The following is a 16,320-nucleotide window of genomic DNA, read 5'->3' as shown; positions in this document are numbered from 1 at the left end:
GTGCAGGACGCCGCACACGCCACGAATGGCGCGTCGTATGCCGTTGACGTGCCCCGCTCCTATTCCTACGGTGGTGCATAGGATTCGTCGTCCGGCGGGTCCGAGGGCTTTCTTGGGCACCGGGAGTGCGGGATGAGCGCGATCGACCAGGCGAGGAAGGCGGCCGACGGGCTGACGTATTCCTCCGGCTTCGGCAACGAGCACAGCTCGGAGGCGGTGCCCGGGGCGCTGCCGCACGGCCGCAACTCCCCCCAGCGCGCCCCGCTCGGGCTGTACGCGGAGCAGCTGAGCGGCTCCGCCTTCACCGAGCCGCGCGCGGACAACCGCCGCTCCTGGCTCTACCGGATCCGCCCCTCGGCCGCCCACCCGGCGTTCACCCGGACCGACAACGGGGGCCTGCGCTCGGCGCCCTTCACCGAGACCGTGCCGGACCCGAACCGGCTGCGCTGGAACCCGCTGCCCGACCCCGCGCCCGGTACGGACTTCCTGAGCGGTCTGTGGACGCTCGGCGGCAACGGCGACACCACCCAGCGCGCCGGGATGGCGATCCACCTCTACAGCGCCAACGCCTCGATGACGGACCGTGTGTTCAGCGACTCGGACGGCGAGCTGCTGATCGTTCCCGAGCGTGGCGGACTGCTGCTGCGCACCGAGCTGGGCCTGCTGCGCGCCGAACCGGGCCATGTCGCGCTGATCCCGCGCGGCGTCCGCTTCCGGGTGGAGCTGCTGGAGGAGACCGCGCGCGGTTACGTCTGCGAGAACTACGGCCGCCCGTTCGCGCTGCCCGACCTCGGCCCGATCGGCGCCAACGGCCTGGCGAACGCCCGGGACTTCCTCGCCCCGGTCGCCGCGTACGAGGACCACGAGGGCCCGGTGGAGGTGGTCAACAAGTTCTGCGGGAACCTCTGGTCGGCGACGTACGACCACTCGCCGCTCGATGTGGTGGCCTGGCACGGCAACCACACCCCGTACGTCTACGACCTGCGCCGGTTCAATGTCATCGGCACGATCAGCTACGACCACCCCGACCCGTCGATCTTCACGGTGCTGACCTCGCCGTCCGACACCCCGGGGCTGGCCGGGGTGGACTTCGTCGTCTTCGCGCCGCGCTGGCTGGTCGGCGAGGACACCTTCCGCCCGCCGTACTTCCACCGCAACGTGATGAGCGAGTACATGGGGCTGATCGACGGGGCGTACGACGCGAAGGCGGACGGCTTCGTGCCCGGCGGCGGCTCCCTGCACAACATGATGTCGGCGCACGGACCGGACCGGGAGACCTTCGACCGGGCGAGTGCGGCGGAGCTGAAGCCGCAGAAGATCGACGACGGTCTGGCCTTCATGTTCGAGACCCGCTGGCCGGTCACGGCGACCGCGCAGGCGGCCGGCGCCGGCCATCTGCAGCGCGGCTACGACGACGTGTGGCAGGGTCTGAGCCGCAACTTCCGGCCGTAGGCGGCGGAAGGCCGGAAGGGTACGGGACGGGGACGACGTGACAGAGAGCCACGGACAGGCCGGGGCGGACAACGGTGTGGAGCAGCCGCGCCAGCCGCCCGCCTTCGCCCCCGACTCGCTCGTCCTGAACCGGAAGCTGCCGCTCTGGTACCAGGTCTCCCAGTCCCTGCGGGCCTCCATACTGGGCCGCCCGCAGGACGCCTCCGCCCGGCTGCCCACCGAGGAGCAGCTCGCCGCGCACTACGGCGTCAGCGTGCTCACGATGCGCCAGGCGCTCAAGGAGCTGGAGACGGAGGGGCTGATCAGCCGGCACCGGCGGCGCGGCACGTTCATCGAGCCGCGCGCCCGGCGGGTCTCCCCGGTGCGGCTGCTGGGCTCGGTCGACGCGATCGTGGCCCAGCAGTCCGGGGAGGCGACGACCGTTCTCGGCCACGGCCCGACGGCGGTGCCGGGTGATCTCGCCGAGTTCTTCCCGGGCTGCTCCGAGGTGACCTGCTACCGGCGGCTGCGTCGCGACGGGGAGAGCGGCGAGCCCACCAACTGGGCGGAGAACGCGGTACGCCCCGACATCGCCGCCCGGATCGACGTGGCCGACCTCGAACGCTGGCCGATGACGAAGGTCCTGCGCGATGTCGTCGGGGTGCGGATCTCCCGGATCACCGACACGGTGGAGGCCCGGCTCGCCGACCCCGTGACCGCCGAGCTGCTCCAGGTCCCGCTGCTCAGCCCGATCCTGCACTACACGGGCGTGACGTACGACGCGGAGGGGCAGGTGGTGGACGTGGCCCGGATCCGCTACCGGGGCGACCGGTTCTCCTTCTCCGTGACGGTGGAGGCCCACTGACCCCGCCCCACGGGGCCGCCGCCCGCCGTTACGATGCGAAAGCGTCACGGCGGACAGGGGAAACGGGACAGGGGGACGGCTCGGTGGCAGCGCGCAGGACGGCGGCGGCCGGATCCGGCGGGGACACGGCGTTCCCGCCGCTCGACGCGTTCGTGCCGCTGGACGACCTGATGCCGTGGTCGGTGCGGCCGCTGCGAACCGGCCGCGCCTGGGTGAGCGGCCCCGACCCGGTGGCGCTCCGGGCCCGCTGGGAGCGGCTGGCCGGTGCCGACGCCGCCGAGCAGGAGCGGCTGTTCGCGCCCACCCGTTCCCGTACGCCCCGCACCTCGGTCGCGGCCCTGCCCGGCCAGTCGACCGGGACGGCCCGCTTCGCCCGGGCTCCGGGCCCCTGCCCCGACCCCGTAAGGATCCTGCACGGCCCCTACGACGAACAGTGGCTGCTGCCCGACCACCGGCTGATCGACGCGGCCCGTCCGGAGCTGTGGCGGGTCGCCGACGGGCAGCAGCTCTTCGCGGTGGAACACAGCTCCGCCCCCGAGGACGCCGGGCCCGCCCTGTCCGTGACCGCGCTGCTGCCCGACGGGCGCTCCCCCGCCGGGCGGCCCGGCCGGATCAGGCCGCTGTACCGCAGGCCCGGCGGCGCGGAACCCAACCTCGCGCCGGGGCTCCCGGAGCTGCTGCGCGGGCGGCTCGGCGGTGGGGCGGACCCGGACGCGTTCACCCCGGAAGCGGTGCTGGCCTGGATTCTGGCCGCCGCCCGGCCCGCCGCCACCGGTCTCCATGTCCCGTTGCCGGCCGACGCGGAGGTGTGGTCGTCGGGGGTGGCGCTCGGCCGGGAGCTGCTGCGGCTCCAGTCGCGCGGGGCCCGGGGCGGGGAGCGGCCCCGGCTGCCGGGCGGGCGCAGGCCCTATGTGCGGGCGGCGCTCCCGGCCCGGCCCGCGGAGCTGTCGTACGACGCCGGGGACGAGGCGCTGGTCGTCGGCGACGGCCGGATCTCGCCGGTGCCCGCGGCGGCCTGGGAGTTCACGGTGGGCGGGGTGCGGGTGCTGGAGCTCTGGTTCGGACGCCGGGCGGCAGCGGCGGCGGGCCGGGTGCCGGAGGGGGCGGCACCGGACGCTCTGGACGCGGTCGGTGCTCGCGGCTGGCCCCGGGAGTGGACCTCGGAGCTGCTCGAACTCATCACCGTTCTCGCCCTGCTGGACGGCGCCGCGGGGCCCCGCGAGGAGCTGCGGGCCGCGCTGGAGGCGGGTCCGCTGATCGGTCCCGCCGAGCTGCGGGCGGCCGGAGTGCTGCCGGTCCCGTCCTCGGCACGGCGTCCGGCCTCCGTCCTCGGACACCAGGAGGAGGGCCCGGAGGGGCAGTTCGCGCTGCTGTAGCGGCGACCGGGCGGGCCGGAGCGGTCCGCAGTGAGGGCGGGAGCTGGCGAAAGGGCCGGTCGGAGGGTAAGCACGGGCCATGAACACATCACCACTCCCCCTCGACGGCATCACGGTGGTGGCCGTCGAGCAGGCGGTCGCCGCCCCCTTCGCCACCCGTCAGCTCGCCGACCTCGGGGCCAGGGTCATCAAGGTGGAGCGCCCGGACGGCGGCGACTTCGCGCGCGGTTACGACACGGCGGCGCGCGGTCTGGCCTCGCACTTCGTCTGGTGCAACCGGGGCAAGGAGTCCCTCGCCGTCGATCTGAAGGACCCGCGCGGCCTGGCGGTGGTCCGTGAACTCGTGGCCGGCGCGGATGTGTTCGTGCAGAACCTGGCCCAGGGGGCGGCGGCCCGGCTCGGGCTCGACGCCGCCTCGCTCTGCGCGGCGCACCCGCGTCTGGTGGCGGTCGACATCTCCGGATACGGGGCGGAGGGGCCGTACGCGCACAAGCGGGCCTACGACATGCTCGTGCAGTGCGAGGCGGGGCTGGTCTCGGTGACCGGGACGGCGGAGCAGCCGGTGAAGGCGGGCGTCCCGGCGGCGGACATCGCGGCGGCGATGTACGCGTTCTCCGGAGTGCTCGCGGCGTTGCTGCGGCGGGCGACCACCGGGCGGGGCGGCCCGGTGGAGGTCTCCATGCTGGACGCGCTGGCCGAGTGGATGGGCCACCCGCTGCACCAGGGGATGCACGGCTCCGCTCCCCCGGCGCGTACCGGTCTCGCGCACTCGGTGATCGCGCCGTACGACGCGTTCCCCACGGCCGACGGCGAGCAGGTGCTGCTCTCCGTGCAGAACGACCGGGAGTGGCGACGGCTGGCGGAACAGGTGCTCGGGCGGCCCGAGTTGGCCGAGGATCCGGACTTCGCGACGAACGCGGCACGCACCGCGAACCGGGCGCGGACCGATGCGGCGGTGGGCCGGGCGCTGGCGGGTCTGACGGGGCGGGAGGCGCTGGCCGGCCTGGAGGCGGCGGGGATCGCCTGCGCGCGGCTGAACACGGTGGCCGATGTGGTGACGCATCCGCAGCTCGCGGCCCGGGACCGGTGGCGGGAAGTGGAGTCACCGGTGGGGCCGTTGCGGGCGCTGCTGCCGCCGATCACACTGCCGGGGAGTGAGGAAGCGCGGATGGGTGCCGTTCCGGCGCTGGGGGAGCACACCGATGCGCTGCTGCGAGCCCTGGGGATGACGGACGAGCAGACATCGGTGCTGCGCCGGGACGGAGTGATCGCCTGACCTGGTCCGTCCCGAGCGGTGGGCCGGTCCGGGGTGGGTGATGCCGTGCCGTGGGTCAGCGGCGGCTGCCGAAGAGCGAGCGCCGCAGTCGCCGCAGCGGCGCGAAGAGCGACACGCGTGCGCTCCTGCTCCGGCGGGTGTGCGCGGCATCACGCGAGGTCAGCTCACGCATCAGCAGCGTCGCTTCCGCCGACTCGCGCTGCGGGACGACGGGGCCGCCGAGCACCGCGAGATGGCGGTCGAGGCGCGTACTGGTCGCACCGCTCCCGCATGTGATGGCAGGCACACGCGGCCTGCTTCGCACCGTTATCTGTTCCATGTCACTCCCCACCCGTACGAGGGCACCCGGTCCGGGCAGGTTAACCCTATCGTCCCGCGGTGACACCCGTGTATCCCGGCCACAGGATTGCGCACACACATACGGAGGTTGACGCCCCGTTACCGAATTCGCGCGATTCCAGGGCGACTTCGGACAGTTCGAGCGGTTCGCGCGGTTCGGAGGGTTTGCCCGACCGCCCTCCCGCACGGACCGTGCGAGGGGGCGACGGGCGAGGGAATCCTCGGACCATGGGACTTCGGAGAGCGGGGTCTCAGAGAGCGGAGTTGAACACGGGGAGATAGCCGCCCGACTGCCCTGCGGCGGTGGGGTGGTAGGACTCGCCGATGTTGAGCCAGTTCACGCTGTGCAGCCAGGAGCTGCCCGAGCAGATCTCGTGCCCGGTGAAGGTCGTCCTGACGTCGCCGAAGGTGAAGCCGTGGTCCGCCGCCCGCTTGGCGGTGGCCGAGTTGAGGTGGTCGGACGCCCCGTTGATGGCGGCGCGTTCCTTCTCGCTCAGTCCGGCGATGCAGCCGCCGCCGAGCTGGTAGAAGCGGGGGTAGCCGAGGACGACGACCTGTGCGGAGGGGGCCTTGGCGCGGATGGCCGAGTACACGGAGTCGAGCCTGCCGGGCAGGGTGGAGTCGACGTAGGCACGGGCGGTGGCGATCCGGTTGAGGCAGGTGGCCTCGGACTGGAGCACACAGGTCGTCATGACGTCGGCGAAGCCGGCGTCGTTGCCGCCGATGGAGATCGAGACGAGGTCGGTCGAGGCGTTCAGCCTGCCGAGCTGACTGCCCGTGACGTCTCCGGTCCTGGCTCCGGAGCAGGCCGCGAAGTCGAAGGTGGTGGGGGAGTTGGCGGCCGCCCAGAGGGCGGGGTAGGCGCGGCTGCTGCGCTTGCAGCTGGAGCCGTCGTAGCTGCCGGCTCCGACGCCGGAGGAGTACGAGTCGCCGAGGGCGACGTAGTCGACGGCCGCGGCGGACGAGTCGGCGTTCGCGATCCCCGCACCGGTGAGGGCGAGGGCGGCACCGAGCAGGAGAGAGGACGAGAACGCCACGAGTCTGGACATTTTCATGGAACCTCCTTGAGCAGGGGGTATCTGCGCTACTCCGTAGTAGCAGCACCCTCACCGCTTCGGAAGTGTTCATGCCAAAAATAGAAGTGCTGTGCTTCCGTCCGCCCCCGGAAGTTCAACGGGCGCGCCTTGTAGTCCTCCTGGCGACCCGTCGGCTCCCGGCACCGCCCGCCGCCCTCCCGCCGCCCCGTCCGAGCCTGCGAAACCCGGGTGCACGGGGTGGCACCGTGCCGGATCATGGGCGCCATGCCTGACTCCCCCGAATCCGCTCTGCCGATCCGGCTCACCGTCGACGACAGCGATGCGCCGTCCGACGTCGTCGACGCGCTCTTCCTCGGCCGCTTCGCGACGGGCGAGCAGCCGTACTCGCACAGTTCGTCCCTCGACCGGGTCAAGGCGGATGCGACGCTGCTGCCGCCGGACGCCACCGTGCTGCGGGCCGCCCGGGACGACGACCGCAGCGCGACGCTCGCGGAGGGCGAGGGCTGGACGCTGCTGGCCTCCCGCTGGAACCGGGGCGCGGACGTCACCGTCACCGCGACCAGCCCGGAGCTGGCGGAGCAGGTCCTCGGCCGGGCCACGGACGGGGCGCAGGACGAGCCGGAGCCCCAGCCCGACAACGTGACCATGGGCTTCTGGTACGTCTCGCCGCGCCGCGGCCCGTACCGCACCACCCGCCGGATCACCGCCGGCAGCTGGGACGAGGTCCGGCCCAACTACACCGCGCCGGTGGCCGATGCCATGGGCCGGCTGATGAAGGTGACGCCGGACGACATCGCGGGCCGGCTGCTCCTGCTGCACGGCCCGCCCGGCACCGGCAAGACGTCCGCGCTGCGCACCCTGGCCCGTTCCTGGCGCGACTGGTGCCAGGTCGACTGTGTGCTGGACCCCGAGCGGCTCTTCAACGACGTCGGCTATCTGATGGACATCGCGATCGGCGAGGACGACGGCACGGCGAAGGGGCGGTGGCGGCTGCTGCTCCTGGAGGACTGTGACGAGCTGATCCGCGGCGAGGCCAGGCACACGGCGGGCCAGGCCCTGTCCCGGCTGCTGAACCTGACCGACGGTCTGCTCGGCCAGGGCCGCAACGTCCTGGTGGGGGTCACCACCAACGAGGACCTGGAGCGGCTGCACCCGGCGGTCGTACGGCCCGGCCGCTGCCTGGCCAGGATCGAGGTCGGCCCGTTGACCCGTCAGGAGTCGGTGGCCTGGCTGGGCACGGACGAAGGGGTCGGCCGGGAGGGCAATTCCCTCGCCGAGCTGTACGCGCTGCGCCGGGGCATCGGCCCCGCGTCGGTGCCGAAGCAGGACGCGGGGGCGGACGCGGGGCTGTACCTCTGAGCCTCTGACGCCGGGTGTCGCGGGTGAGACGTCGAGTGCCACGCGCGTGACGCCGGGTGTCGAGGGTGAGGGCTCAGTCCCCGTACGCGGCCCGCACCGCGTCCTTCGCCAGCGACAGGGCCTGCTGCCGGGTGAGGCCGAGCCGTTCGGCGGTCTCCGCGTACAGCTGCGCGGCGGTGGCGGCCCGCTGCTCGGCCGCTCCCCCGGCCGCCGCGACGAAGGTTCCGTTGCGCCCCCGGGTCTCGATCACCCCGTCCGCCTCCAGGGCCCGATAGGCCTTGGCCACGGTGTTGGCGGCGAGGCCCAGCTCCTCGGCGAAGCCGCGTACCGTCGGGAGCCGGTGGCCGACCGGCAGCGCGCCGGAACGGGCCAGTTCGGAGAGCTGGGTGCGCAGCTGCTCGTACGGGGCGATGCCGGAGTCCGGGTCGAGGACGATCTTGTCAGTCACGGTGCCGATTCTCCCCCACCGGCGGAAAAAGGGGAGGCGTTCGGGGCACGGCTGCGCATACGGTCCACCGCATGACTGTGATCGTGCGCGATTTCCGGCCGTCCGACGCGGAGGCCTGGACCCATGCCCGCCGGGCGTCGGTCCCCTGGATGGTGGCCACCCCCGAACAGGTCGTCCACGACCTCGCCCACGCCCATCCCGACCGGCACTACCGGCTGCTGGTCGCCGAGGAGGACGGCGAGATCATCGCCACGGCACAGGCGGGCATCGCCCACGAGAGTTCCGAGCCGGGGCAGGGCTACTTCACCCCGCAGACGCTTCCCGGCCGCACGAACCGCGGTGCGGGCTCGCTGCTGCTGCGCACGGCGGAGGAGCACCTGGCCGATGTCGGGGCCAGCGTGCTGTACGCGTGGGTGCTGGACAACCCGGAGAGCCTGGAGTTCGCCCGTAAGCGGGGCTATGAGCCCAAGCGCTCGGCCCACTTCCAGCGGCTGGACCTCGCGGGCGGGGCCCTGCCGCCGCGTCAGGAGCTCCCGGCGGGCGTCGAGCTGCGGCCCGGGTCCGACTTCGCGGACGATCCCCGGTCGCTGTTCGAGGCGGACGCCGAGGTGACGGCGGACGAGCCGGGCGACATCACCTCCGAACTGGACGATTACGAGGACTGGCTGACGAACATCTGGCGACACCCGGCCTTCGACCAGGGGCTGACGTCGGTGGCGCTGGTGGACGGGAAGGTGGCGGCGTTCAGCGCGGCGACCACCGACGGCGTACGGACGTACCTGAGCTCCATGACCGGCACCCTGCGGGAGTTTCGCGGGCGGGGCCTGGCGAAGCTGGCGAAGAACGACTCGCTGCACCGGGCGCGGGCGGCCGGCTACACGGACGCCTACACCTCCAACGACACCGGCAACGGCCCGATGCTGGCCGTCAACGCCTGGTTCGGCTACGAGATCTGCGCGACGGAGGTCCGCCATGTCCGCACCCTTCCCTGAGCCCCGGTCGGGCCGTACGAAGGGCCTGGTCGTCGCCCTGTCCAAGGCGGGCCGCACCAAGATCAGGTATCCGGCGGAGCTGGTCCGCGACGACGGCGTCCGCGTCACCGTCCGGGCGCCGTGGGCCGCGCCCGGGGTACGGGACTTCGGCTTCGTCCGGTTCGAGCCGGGCGACGTGTTCACCGAGCACTACTGGCGGGACCGGTGGTTCGCGGTGAAGGAGGTCCGCACCGGCGACGGTGTGCTCAAGGGCTGGTACTGCGACATCACCCGGCCCGCCGTGCTCGCGGACGGAGTGCTGGCGGTCGAGGACCTGGACCTGGACCTGTGGGTGTCGGCGGACGGCTCGTCGGTGCTGCGGCTGGACGAGGACGAGTTCGAGGAGAGCGGTCTGGCCGAGCGCGATCCCGCGGCTGCCGGAGCGGCGGCCTCGGCCCTGGACGAACTGGAGGCCCTGGCCCGGACCGAGGGGCTGGCCGGTCTCCTCTGCTGACCGGCGCGGCGGCGTGCGCCGGTCACGTCGCTCTTCTCGGCTGACCGGCGCCGCAGCGTGCGCCGGACGGTCCGGCAAGACAGAGCGCCGGTGGAGCGGATCAGCCCTGCGGCGGCGCGCCGGGCGCGTCACGGCGGTCCAGCCGGGAGAGAACCTTGGCGTACACCATGGTCGCCGCCGCGATGACGGTCGCCAGGACCGCCAGTGCGAGGATGCCCAGCAGCGCGGGCCACTGCCGCAACTCGCTTTGGCAGAGGGTGCTTTCGGACAACGGGCCGATCAGCGGACCCCGGCACCTCGCTCTGCCGTAGAACTCCGGGCCGTAGTCGGCGAGCATCAGGAACGCGAACCATCCCCAGACCACCAGGGCCAGGAACATCCACGCGATCGACCAGGAGTCCATCCGGCGGGCGTCCCGCCGGCCCTGATCCGGTGCGGCGTCTGTTGCGGCGGGCGTCGGCGGCCCGGTCTCCTCGGCTGTCATCTCTCCCCCGTGACCTCGGTGAACGTACGCCAGTCCATCACGCACGGCACACCGGATGCACGGCGGCCCCCGTAGGGGACGGCCCGGCGGCTCAGGGCCGGGGCCGGGAGCCGGCGACCAACTCGACCTCGTATCCCGCCGGGTCCTCCAGATAGGCGGCGTGGTGGCCGTCGCCGCCCGCGTACGGATGGCGGTCGGGGAACAGCAGCCGCCAGCCGTACGCCGGGGCCTCGGCCACCAGTGCGTCGAGGGCGGCCCGGTCGGCGATGTGGAACGCCAGGTGGTTGAGCCCGGGGCGGCGGCGGTCGTGGCCGCCCGCGACCAGGTCCGGCGACTGTTCGAGCACGACATACGCATCGCCGCGCCGCCAGCTGCGGCCGTGGACCCAGTGCTGGTACGGGACATGGCCGAGCCGGTCCAGCAGCCAGCCCCAGCTGCGCTCCGCCGCCGCGAGATCCGCGACCCACAGCTCGACGTGGTGCACCCGGCCGGTGGTCTCCCCGGCGGCGGGCAGCGGGACGGCCCGGCCGACACCGCCCGGGACGTACGCGATCGGCTCCCCGTCCCGATGCCAGTGGATCATGAAGTGCTCACCCGCCCGATACCCGTCCAGGCCCGCACGGCAGTACGCCACCATGTCGTCCGGGAGCGCGGCCAGCGGGAACCAGTCCAGCTCGGAGCACTTCTCCGGCTCCGCGTTGCGCGGCGGGCGCTCCGGGTCGTACTCCGCGACGAAGAACCAGCCCATGCGCGCCCCGCCGCCGGGGCCCCGGTGCTGCATCACGAGGGCCACCCGCAGGTCGTCGGGGCCCAGTGCGAGGCCGGTCTCCTCGGCGGCCTCCCGGATCATCGCCTCGCGGACGTCCTCGCCGTCCTCCGCATGGCCGGAGGGCAGGTGGAGCAGCCCGTCCGCATACCCGGTGTCGGAGCGGCGGGCCAGCAGGACGTCCGGACCGCGCCGCAGGATCAGATGGACGTCGACCACTTCGGTGTGCCGGTACGCCGGCATCGCGCGGGCGACCAGCGCATAGCGCTCGTCGTCGACCTTCTTGCCCCAGAGCCGGCTGTCGGGGGCCAGGTCCTCGTGGTGGATGCGCTCGGTGCGGTCGGCGAGGAGGGCGGTGAGCGTGGTGGCGGACAGACCGGCGCCGCCCCACACCCCTTCGATCAGCACGAGCCGCCCGCCCGGCTTCAGCAGGCCGAACCAGTGCTCCAGGGCTGCTGCCGGATCGGGGAGCAGCCAGACGACGTGCCGGGCCACGACGACGTCGAACGCCCGCTCGCCGACCGGGGGCCGGGCGGCGTCCCCGACCAGGACCTCCGCGCCGGTCCCGGCGAGCTTGGCCCGGGCCTTTTCGGCCATGCGGGGCGAGCGGTCGACGGCGGTGACGCGGTGGCCCTGGCCCGCGGCGAGCAGGGAGAGACTGCCGGTGCCGCACCCCAGGTCCAGCACATCGCCGCGGGTGGCGGGCAGCCAGCTCTCCAGCCGCCCGGCCCAGGCGTCGCGCACCGCGGGGTCGAGGAGCCCGTGGTCGGGCTCCTCGTCGAAGGATCCGGCCGCCGCGTCCCAGTCGATCGTGGTCATGGCTCCGATGCTCTCAGCCGCCACTGACAGTGCGGGACTCCTCTGCCGTTTTCCGGCCACCGCGCAGCCGTGTGATCAGCCGGCCGATCAGCGGCCAGGCCACGATCAGCGCCACGATCACGTAGACCGTGACCGAGAACGGGGTGTTGACGAGGCCGGTCACACTGCCGTCGCTGATCTGGAGCGCGCGGCGCAGCTGCTGTTCGGCGGCCGGGCCGAGGATGACCCCGATGACGGCGGGCAGCACCGGCAGCCCGTACCGCCGCATCCCGAACCCGATCAGCCCGATGACCAGGAGGATCACCAGGTCGAGGGACTCGCCGCCGACCGCGTACGCACCGACGGCGGCGAAGAAGAGGATGCCCGCGTAGAGATAGGGGCGCGGGATCCGCAGGAGCTTCGCCCAGACGGGGGCGAGCGGCAGGTTGAGGGCGAGCAGCAGCACCATGCCGACGAACAGCGAGGCGATGAGCCCCCAGACCAGCTCCGGTTCGCGTTCGAAGAGAAGCGGGCCCGGCTGGATTCCGTACTGCTGGAAGGCGGCCAGCATCACGGCGGCGACGGCGGTGGTGGGCAGCCCGAGGGTGAGCATCGAGACGAGCGTTCCGGCGGCGGAGGCGGAGGCGGCGGCCTCCGGTCCGGCGACGCCTTCGATGGCGCCCTTGCCGAACTGGTCGCGGTGCTTGGAGAGCCGCTTCTCTGTGACGTAACTGAGGAAGGTGGGGATCTCCGCGCCGCCCGCCGGGATCGCCCCGAAGGGGAAGCCGATGACGGGGCCGCGCAGCCAGGGCTTCCAGGTGCGCTTCAGGTCGGTGCGGCCGAGCCAGGGCCGGCCGACCGGGATGGGTTTTCCGGTGGAGCGGCGCAGATGGGCGGCGACCCAGAGGGCCTCGCCGATCGCGAAGAGCCCGACCGCGACGATCACCACGTCGACGCCGTCGGCGAGTTGGAGCGAGCCGAAGGTCAGGCGCTGCTGGCCGGTCATCCGGTCCAGGCCGACCAGTCCGATGGTGAGGCCGATCAGGAGCGAGGCGATGCCGCGGATGCGGGAGGCGCCGAGGACGGAGGTGACGGCGATGAAGGCCAGCACCATGATGGCGAAGTAGTCCGGCGCGCCGATGCCGATGGCGAGCGACGCGACGGTCGGGGCGAGGACGACCAGCAGGATGGTGCCGATCATGCCGCCCGCGAAGTGACCGATCGCGGCGGCGGCGAGCGCCTGGGCGCCGCGTCCGGCCTTCGCCATCGGGTTGCCCTCGATCGCGGCGACCACGGCGGCGCTCTCACCGGGAGTGTTGAGGAGGATCGAGGTGGTGGAGCCGCCGAACATCGCGCCGTAGTAGATGCCCGCGAACATGATGAACGCGCCGGTCGGGTCGAGTCCGTACGTCACCGGGAGCAGCAGCGCCACGGCCATCGCGGGTCCGATGCCGGGGAGGACGCCGATGGCCGTGCCGAGCAGGACGCCGATGGCGGCCCACAGCAGGTTCATCGGGGTGAGCGCGGTACCGAAGCCGTCGATGAGGGAGTTGAGGGAATCCATCGGTCAGAGCACCCCCATCAGCGGGCCGCCCGGAAGGGGGACACCGAGCAGGTTGTCGAAGACGAAGTAGGTGAAGAGGGAGAGCCCGGCCGCGATGAGCGGGTCACGGTCGTGGTGCCGGCTGCCGAGGGCGTAGGCGGAGCCCCAGAAGAGCAGCGCCCCGGCGATCGGGAAGCCGAGCGGGCCGATCAGGACGGCGGTGGCGAGGAAGACCCCGGCGAGCAGGAGGACCGTGCGCCAGTCGGCCGGTTCGTCGAGGTCGACGTCCTCACCGCCCTCGGCCTCGCCGCGTCCGCCGCGCAGCACGTCGACGGCGAGCAGGGCCCCGACCAGCAGGAGCCCGGCGCCGACGACGAAGGGGACGGTGCGGGGGCCGATGGGACCGCGCTGGGCTATGTCGACGTTCATGGTGAGGGCGTCGGTGAGCACGAGCGCGCCGAGCGCGAACAGCATTACGCAGACGCCGAGTTCGGAGTGCTCGCGCAGCCAGGCGCGGGCACCGCCGCCACTGGACCCGGCGGGTTCTGTCGATTCGGTGGTCACAGTCCCAGCTCCTTGAGAACGGTGGCGACACGCCGGTCCTGCTCGTCGAGGAAGTCGCCGAAGGGTTCACCGGCGAGGAAGGCGTCGTCCCAGCCGTTCTTCTTCATCGACTCCTTCCACTGCTTCGAGGCGTGGAGTTCGCGGATGAGACCGGTGAGCTTGTCGCGTTCGGCGTCCGAGAGACCGGGCGGGGCGACGATGCCGCGCCAGTTGGTGAACTCGGTGTCGAGTCCGGCTTCGCGCAGGGTGGGGGCGTCGAGGCCCGGCACCCGCTTCGGGCCGGTCACGGCGAGCAGCCGCAGCTCGCCCGCCTCGATCTGGTCGCGGTACTCGCCGAGGCCGGAGACCCCGAAGCCGACCTTGTTGCCGAGGATGGAGGCGAGAAGTTCGCCACCGCCGTCGAACGGCACGTAGTTGACCGTCCTCGGGGCGATGCCGGCGGCCTGCGCCATGAGCATCGGGGCGAGGTGGTCCGGGCCGCCGGGCGAGGAACCGCCGCCGACCGGGACGCGGGCCGGGTCCTTCTTCCAGGCGGCGAGCAGGTCGGCGATGGTGCGGTACGGGGAGTTCTTCGCGACGACGACGATGTCCGGCTCCTCGGTGAGCCGGGCGATCGGGGTGGTGTCGGCGAGCGTGCTCGGGGACTTGTTGGTGTGGACGGCCCCGACGACGCCGAGGCCCATGGAGAGCGCGAGCTTGCCGTTGCCGTGTTCGCCGACGAGCCGGGTCAGGCCGACCGTGCCGCCGGCGCCCGGGAGGTTGAACACCTCGATGTTGTGGGTGAGTCCGGCGTCCTCGGCGTTCTTGGCCATGGTGCGCGCCGTGATGTCGTAGCCGCCGCCGGGGGTGTTGGGGACCATGAAGCGGAGCCCGGGAATCTGGGTACCGGTGTCCGAACCGTCACCGGTGGAGAGCAGGGGCGGCCCCACCACCACCAGCAACGCGGCCCCGAGCAGGGCGAGGAGAGTGCGCAGTCGCACGGGTTCCGCCTTTCGCTGTGAAGTGGCCCACATGTTGCCTGCGCGTTAAGAAGCTGTCTCTCTTCCGGTATCAACGGACGTTGTGGTCGTTGCGGTCGGGCCCTAGCGTGTCGGCGTGACAACTGTGCTGGTGGTGGACGACGACTTCATGGTCGCGAAACTGCACAGCCGCTACGTGTCCGCAATGGACGGGTTTACGGTCGCCGGGGTGGCGCACAACGGCGCGGACGCCCTGCGCGCGGCCGAGCGGCTGCGCCCCGATCTGGTACTGCTCGACATCTACCTGCCCGATATGGACGGGATCGACGTCCTGCGGGCGCTGCGTGCGGCGGAGGAGCGGGACGCCTCACGCCCCAGCACGGACGCCCTGTTCATCACGGCGGCCCGCGACGCGGGGGTGATCCGGGCGGCGCTGCGGGCAGGGGCCCTGCACTACCTCATCAAGCCGTTCAGCCGGTCGGCCCTCCAGGAGCAGATGCGCCATGTGGCCTCGCTGCGCACCCGCCTGGACGAGCTGGGCGAGGCCCGCCAGGAGGACGTCGACCAGATTTTCGGCACCCGCCCGCCCGGCTCGCGCGAGCTGCCGAAGGGCCTGGCCGCCCCCACGGCCGAGCTGGTGGAACGCACCCTGCGCGACCACCCGGAGGGCCTGTCGGCCTCGGAGTGCGCCGAGGCGGGCGCCCTGTCCCGGGTCAGCGCGCGCCGCTACCTGGAGTACTTCGCCGGTACGGGCCGGGCCGCGGTGACCCTGCGCTACGGAGGCACGGGCCGCCCGGAACGCCGCTACCGCTGGACGGGCTGAGCCCGCACGCCCGCACCGGCCCCCGGGACTCCCCGCGCTCTCAGGCGGCACCGCCGCCGCATCGCTCCTCCCAGGCGTCGCGCACGATCGCATGGGCCCGCCGGAACCGGTGGTCGGGGTCCTCCGCCAGGTCGACGGGGGCCTGGAGCGTCACGGCACGGCTGTCCTGCCGTACGAGCTGGATGAAGGTACGGGCGCTCGGCCCACTGCCGGTGCGCACCGTGGTGACGGCCCGTATCTCCTCCCAGCGGCACAGCTGCCGGGTGGGCCAGACCCCGGTGGTGACCCCGTCCTCGTCGATACGGGTCCCTCCGGCGGACTTGCGCCACGAGTGCACCGCCGCTGCCACCACCGGCAGACAGACGAGCGCCGCCACCCACAGCGGCAGAGCGGCCCCGCTGCCCGCGCCCATGTACAGGGCGGCGAGCACGTAGGTCGTCAGCCACCCCCCGGCGATCCACCGCCACAGCCGCCGCTGCGCGGGAAGCACGGCGTACTCCAGCGGCAGGCGCTCGTCCCGCACCGCCTCGTCCTCGCCCCATCGGTTGACCATGCCCGTCCGCCTCCCCCGTCGCGCTTCCGCGCCCTTCACCGTCGAGTATCGCGCCCCCCTTCCTGAGCGCCCTCTTAGCCCGTCCTTAAAGCCACCATAAGGATCGCCATCACCCCCTCCCAGCAGGCCTTTTCGGGCTTCCGAGCGGCTAGCTTGCTGATCGCCACCCCCCAACAGCTGTGCCGCAGCAGTGCCGTTCAGAAGGAGTCCATCC

The 16,320-nt window shown here is 72.8% G+C and carries 17 protein-coding genes; 8 read left to right on the top strand and 9 right to left on the bottom strand.

From position 1 onward, the window contains the following. Nucleotides 1–132 precede the first annotated feature (132 nt). The 4 genes from hmgA (at nt 133) to AC0VY3_RS11785 (ending at nt 4,948) form a co-directional block, all read left to right on the top strand. The gene (gene hmgA, locus AC0VY3_RS11800) at nt 133–1,452 is read left to right on the top strand and encodes a homogentisate 1,2-dioxygenase (protein ID WP_103511727.1); all 1,320 of its coding nucleotides are present in this window, start codon (nt 133–135) and stop codon (nt 1,450–1,452) included. 37 nt (nt 1,453–1,489) lie between these two features. Beyond that, the gene (locus tag AC0VY3_RS11795; RefSeq protein ID WP_181011055.1) at nt 1,490–2,296 is read left to right on the top strand and encodes a GntR family transcriptional regulator; all 807 of its coding nucleotides are present in this window, start codon (nt 1,490–1,492) and stop codon (nt 2,294–2,296) included. Between the two features lie 83 nt (nt 2,297–2,379). Then, on the top strand, nt 2,380–3,672 hold the full coding sequence (locus AC0VY3_RS11790) for a type ISP restriction/modification enzyme (protein WP_475549570.1): 1,293 nt from the start codon (nt 2,380–2,382) through the stop codon (nt 3,670–3,672). 79 nt (nt 3,673–3,751) lie between these two features. Beyond that, a complete protein-coding gene (locus AC0VY3_RS11785) occupies nt 3,752–4,948 on the top strand; it encodes a CaiB/BaiF CoA transferase family protein (protein ID WP_475549569.1) in 1,197 nt (398 codons plus the stop codon). A 55-nt stretch (nt 4,949–5,003) separates the two neighbouring features. On the opposite strand, the gene AC0VY3_RS11780 is transcribed toward AC0VY3_RS11785, so the two are convergent. Beyond that, entirely contained in the window at nt 5,004–5,267 is a 264-nt protein-coding gene (locus AC0VY3_RS11780; protein ID WP_003970092.1) for a hypothetical protein, read from the bottom strand. A gap of 271 nt (nt 5,268–5,538) precedes the next feature. Further along, nucleotides 5,539–6,342, bottom strand: coding sequence for an SGNH/GDSL hydrolase family protein (locus tag AC0VY3_RS11775; RefSeq protein ID WP_475549568.1), 804 nt, complete (start codon nt 6,340–6,342; stop codon nt 5,539–5,541). A 246-nt stretch (nt 6,343–6,588) separates the two neighbouring features. On the opposite strand from AC0VY3_RS11775, the gene AC0VY3_RS11770 reads away from it, so the two are divergent. Continuing rightward, nucleotides 6,589–7,683, top strand: coding sequence for a DUF5925 domain-containing protein (locus tag AC0VY3_RS11770; protein WP_242736109.1), 1,095 nt, complete (start codon nt 6,589–6,591; stop codon nt 7,681–7,683). A gap of 73 nt (nt 7,684–7,756) precedes the next feature. Here the strand turns inward: AC0VY3_RS11770 and AC0VY3_RS11765 are convergent, their stop codons facing one another. Then, a complete protein-coding gene (locus AC0VY3_RS11765; protein WP_098024561.1) occupies nt 7,757–8,131 on the bottom strand; it encodes a GntR family transcriptional regulator in 375 nt (124 codons plus the stop codon). Between the two features lie 71 nt (nt 8,132–8,202). Here AC0VY3_RS11765 and AC0VY3_RS11760 point away from each other — a divergent pair, with 71 nt between their 5' ends. Beyond that, nucleotides 8,203–9,123 carry a GNAT family N-acetyltransferase gene (locus AC0VY3_RS11760; protein ID WP_103512782.1) on the top strand — a complete coding sequence of 307 codons (921 nt, stop codon included), beginning with the start codon at nt 8,203–8,205 and terminating at the stop codon, nt 9,121–9,123. Next, the gene (locus AC0VY3_RS11755) at nt 9,104–9,616 is read left to right on the top strand and encodes a ribonuclease FAU-1 family protein (protein ID WP_103512783.1); all 513 of its coding nucleotides are present in this window, start codon (nt 9,104–9,106) and stop codon (nt 9,614–9,616) included. Before AC0VY3_RS11760 ends, AC0VY3_RS11755 begins: the two co-directional genes overlap by 20 nt. A 100-nt stretch (nt 9,617–9,716) precedes the next feature. On the opposite strand, the gene AC0VY3_RS11750 is transcribed toward AC0VY3_RS11755, so the two are convergent. The 5 genes from AC0VY3_RS11750 to AC0VY3_RS11730 form a co-directional block, all read right to left on the bottom strand. Next, nucleotides 9,717–10,100 (bottom strand): hypothetical protein, encoded by a 384-nt coding sequence (locus tag AC0VY3_RS11750; protein ID WP_146065978.1) that lies wholly within the window; start codon nt 10,098–10,100, stop codon nt 9,717–9,719. A gap of 91 nt (nt 10,101–10,191) precedes the next feature. Beyond that, nucleotides 10,192–11,685 carry a methyltransferase domain-containing protein gene (locus AC0VY3_RS11745; RefSeq protein WP_475549567.1) on the bottom strand — a complete coding sequence of 498 codons (1,494 nt, stop codon included), beginning with the start codon at nt 11,683–11,685 and terminating at the stop codon, nt 10,192–10,194. Between the two features lie 13 nt (nt 11,686–11,698). Next, nucleotides 11,699–13,228 carry a tripartite tricarboxylate transporter permease gene (locus tag AC0VY3_RS11740; protein WP_103512785.1) on the bottom strand — a complete coding sequence of 510 codons (1,530 nt, stop codon included), beginning with the start codon at nt 13,226–13,228 and terminating at the stop codon, nt 11,699–11,701. Between the two features lie 3 nt (nt 13,229–13,231). Next, the gene (locus tag AC0VY3_RS11735; protein ID WP_475549566.1) at nt 13,232–13,771 is read right to left on the bottom strand and encodes a tripartite tricarboxylate transporter TctB family protein; all 540 of its coding nucleotides are present in this window, start codon (nt 13,769–13,771) and stop codon (nt 13,232–13,234) included. Next, a complete protein-coding gene (locus AC0VY3_RS11730; protein ID WP_030085731.1) occupies nt 13,768–14,751 on the bottom strand; it encodes a Bug family tripartite tricarboxylate transporter substrate binding protein in 984 nt (327 codons plus the stop codon). Before AC0VY3_RS11730 ends, AC0VY3_RS11735 begins: the two co-directional genes overlap by 4 nt. A 115-nt stretch (nt 14,752–14,866) precedes the next feature. Between AC0VY3_RS11730 and AC0VY3_RS11725 the strand changes: the two genes are divergently transcribed. Beyond that, entirely contained in the window at nt 14,867–15,553 is a 687-nt protein-coding gene (locus tag AC0VY3_RS11725; protein ID WP_030085733.1) for a response regulator, read from the top strand. A 40-nt stretch (nt 15,554–15,593) separates the two neighbouring features. On the opposite strand, the gene AC0VY3_RS11720 is transcribed toward AC0VY3_RS11725, so the two are convergent. Next, nucleotides 15,594–16,106, bottom strand: coding sequence for a hypothetical protein (locus AC0VY3_RS11720; RefSeq protein WP_475549565.1), 513 nt, complete (start codon nt 16,104–16,106; stop codon nt 15,594–15,596). Between the last annotated feature and the right edge of the window lie 214 nt (nt 16,107–16,320).

It is taken from the genome of Streptomyces sp. iso_384 (assembly GCF_056172905.1).
This window is presented reverse-complemented; position numbering and strand designations above follow the sequence as displayed.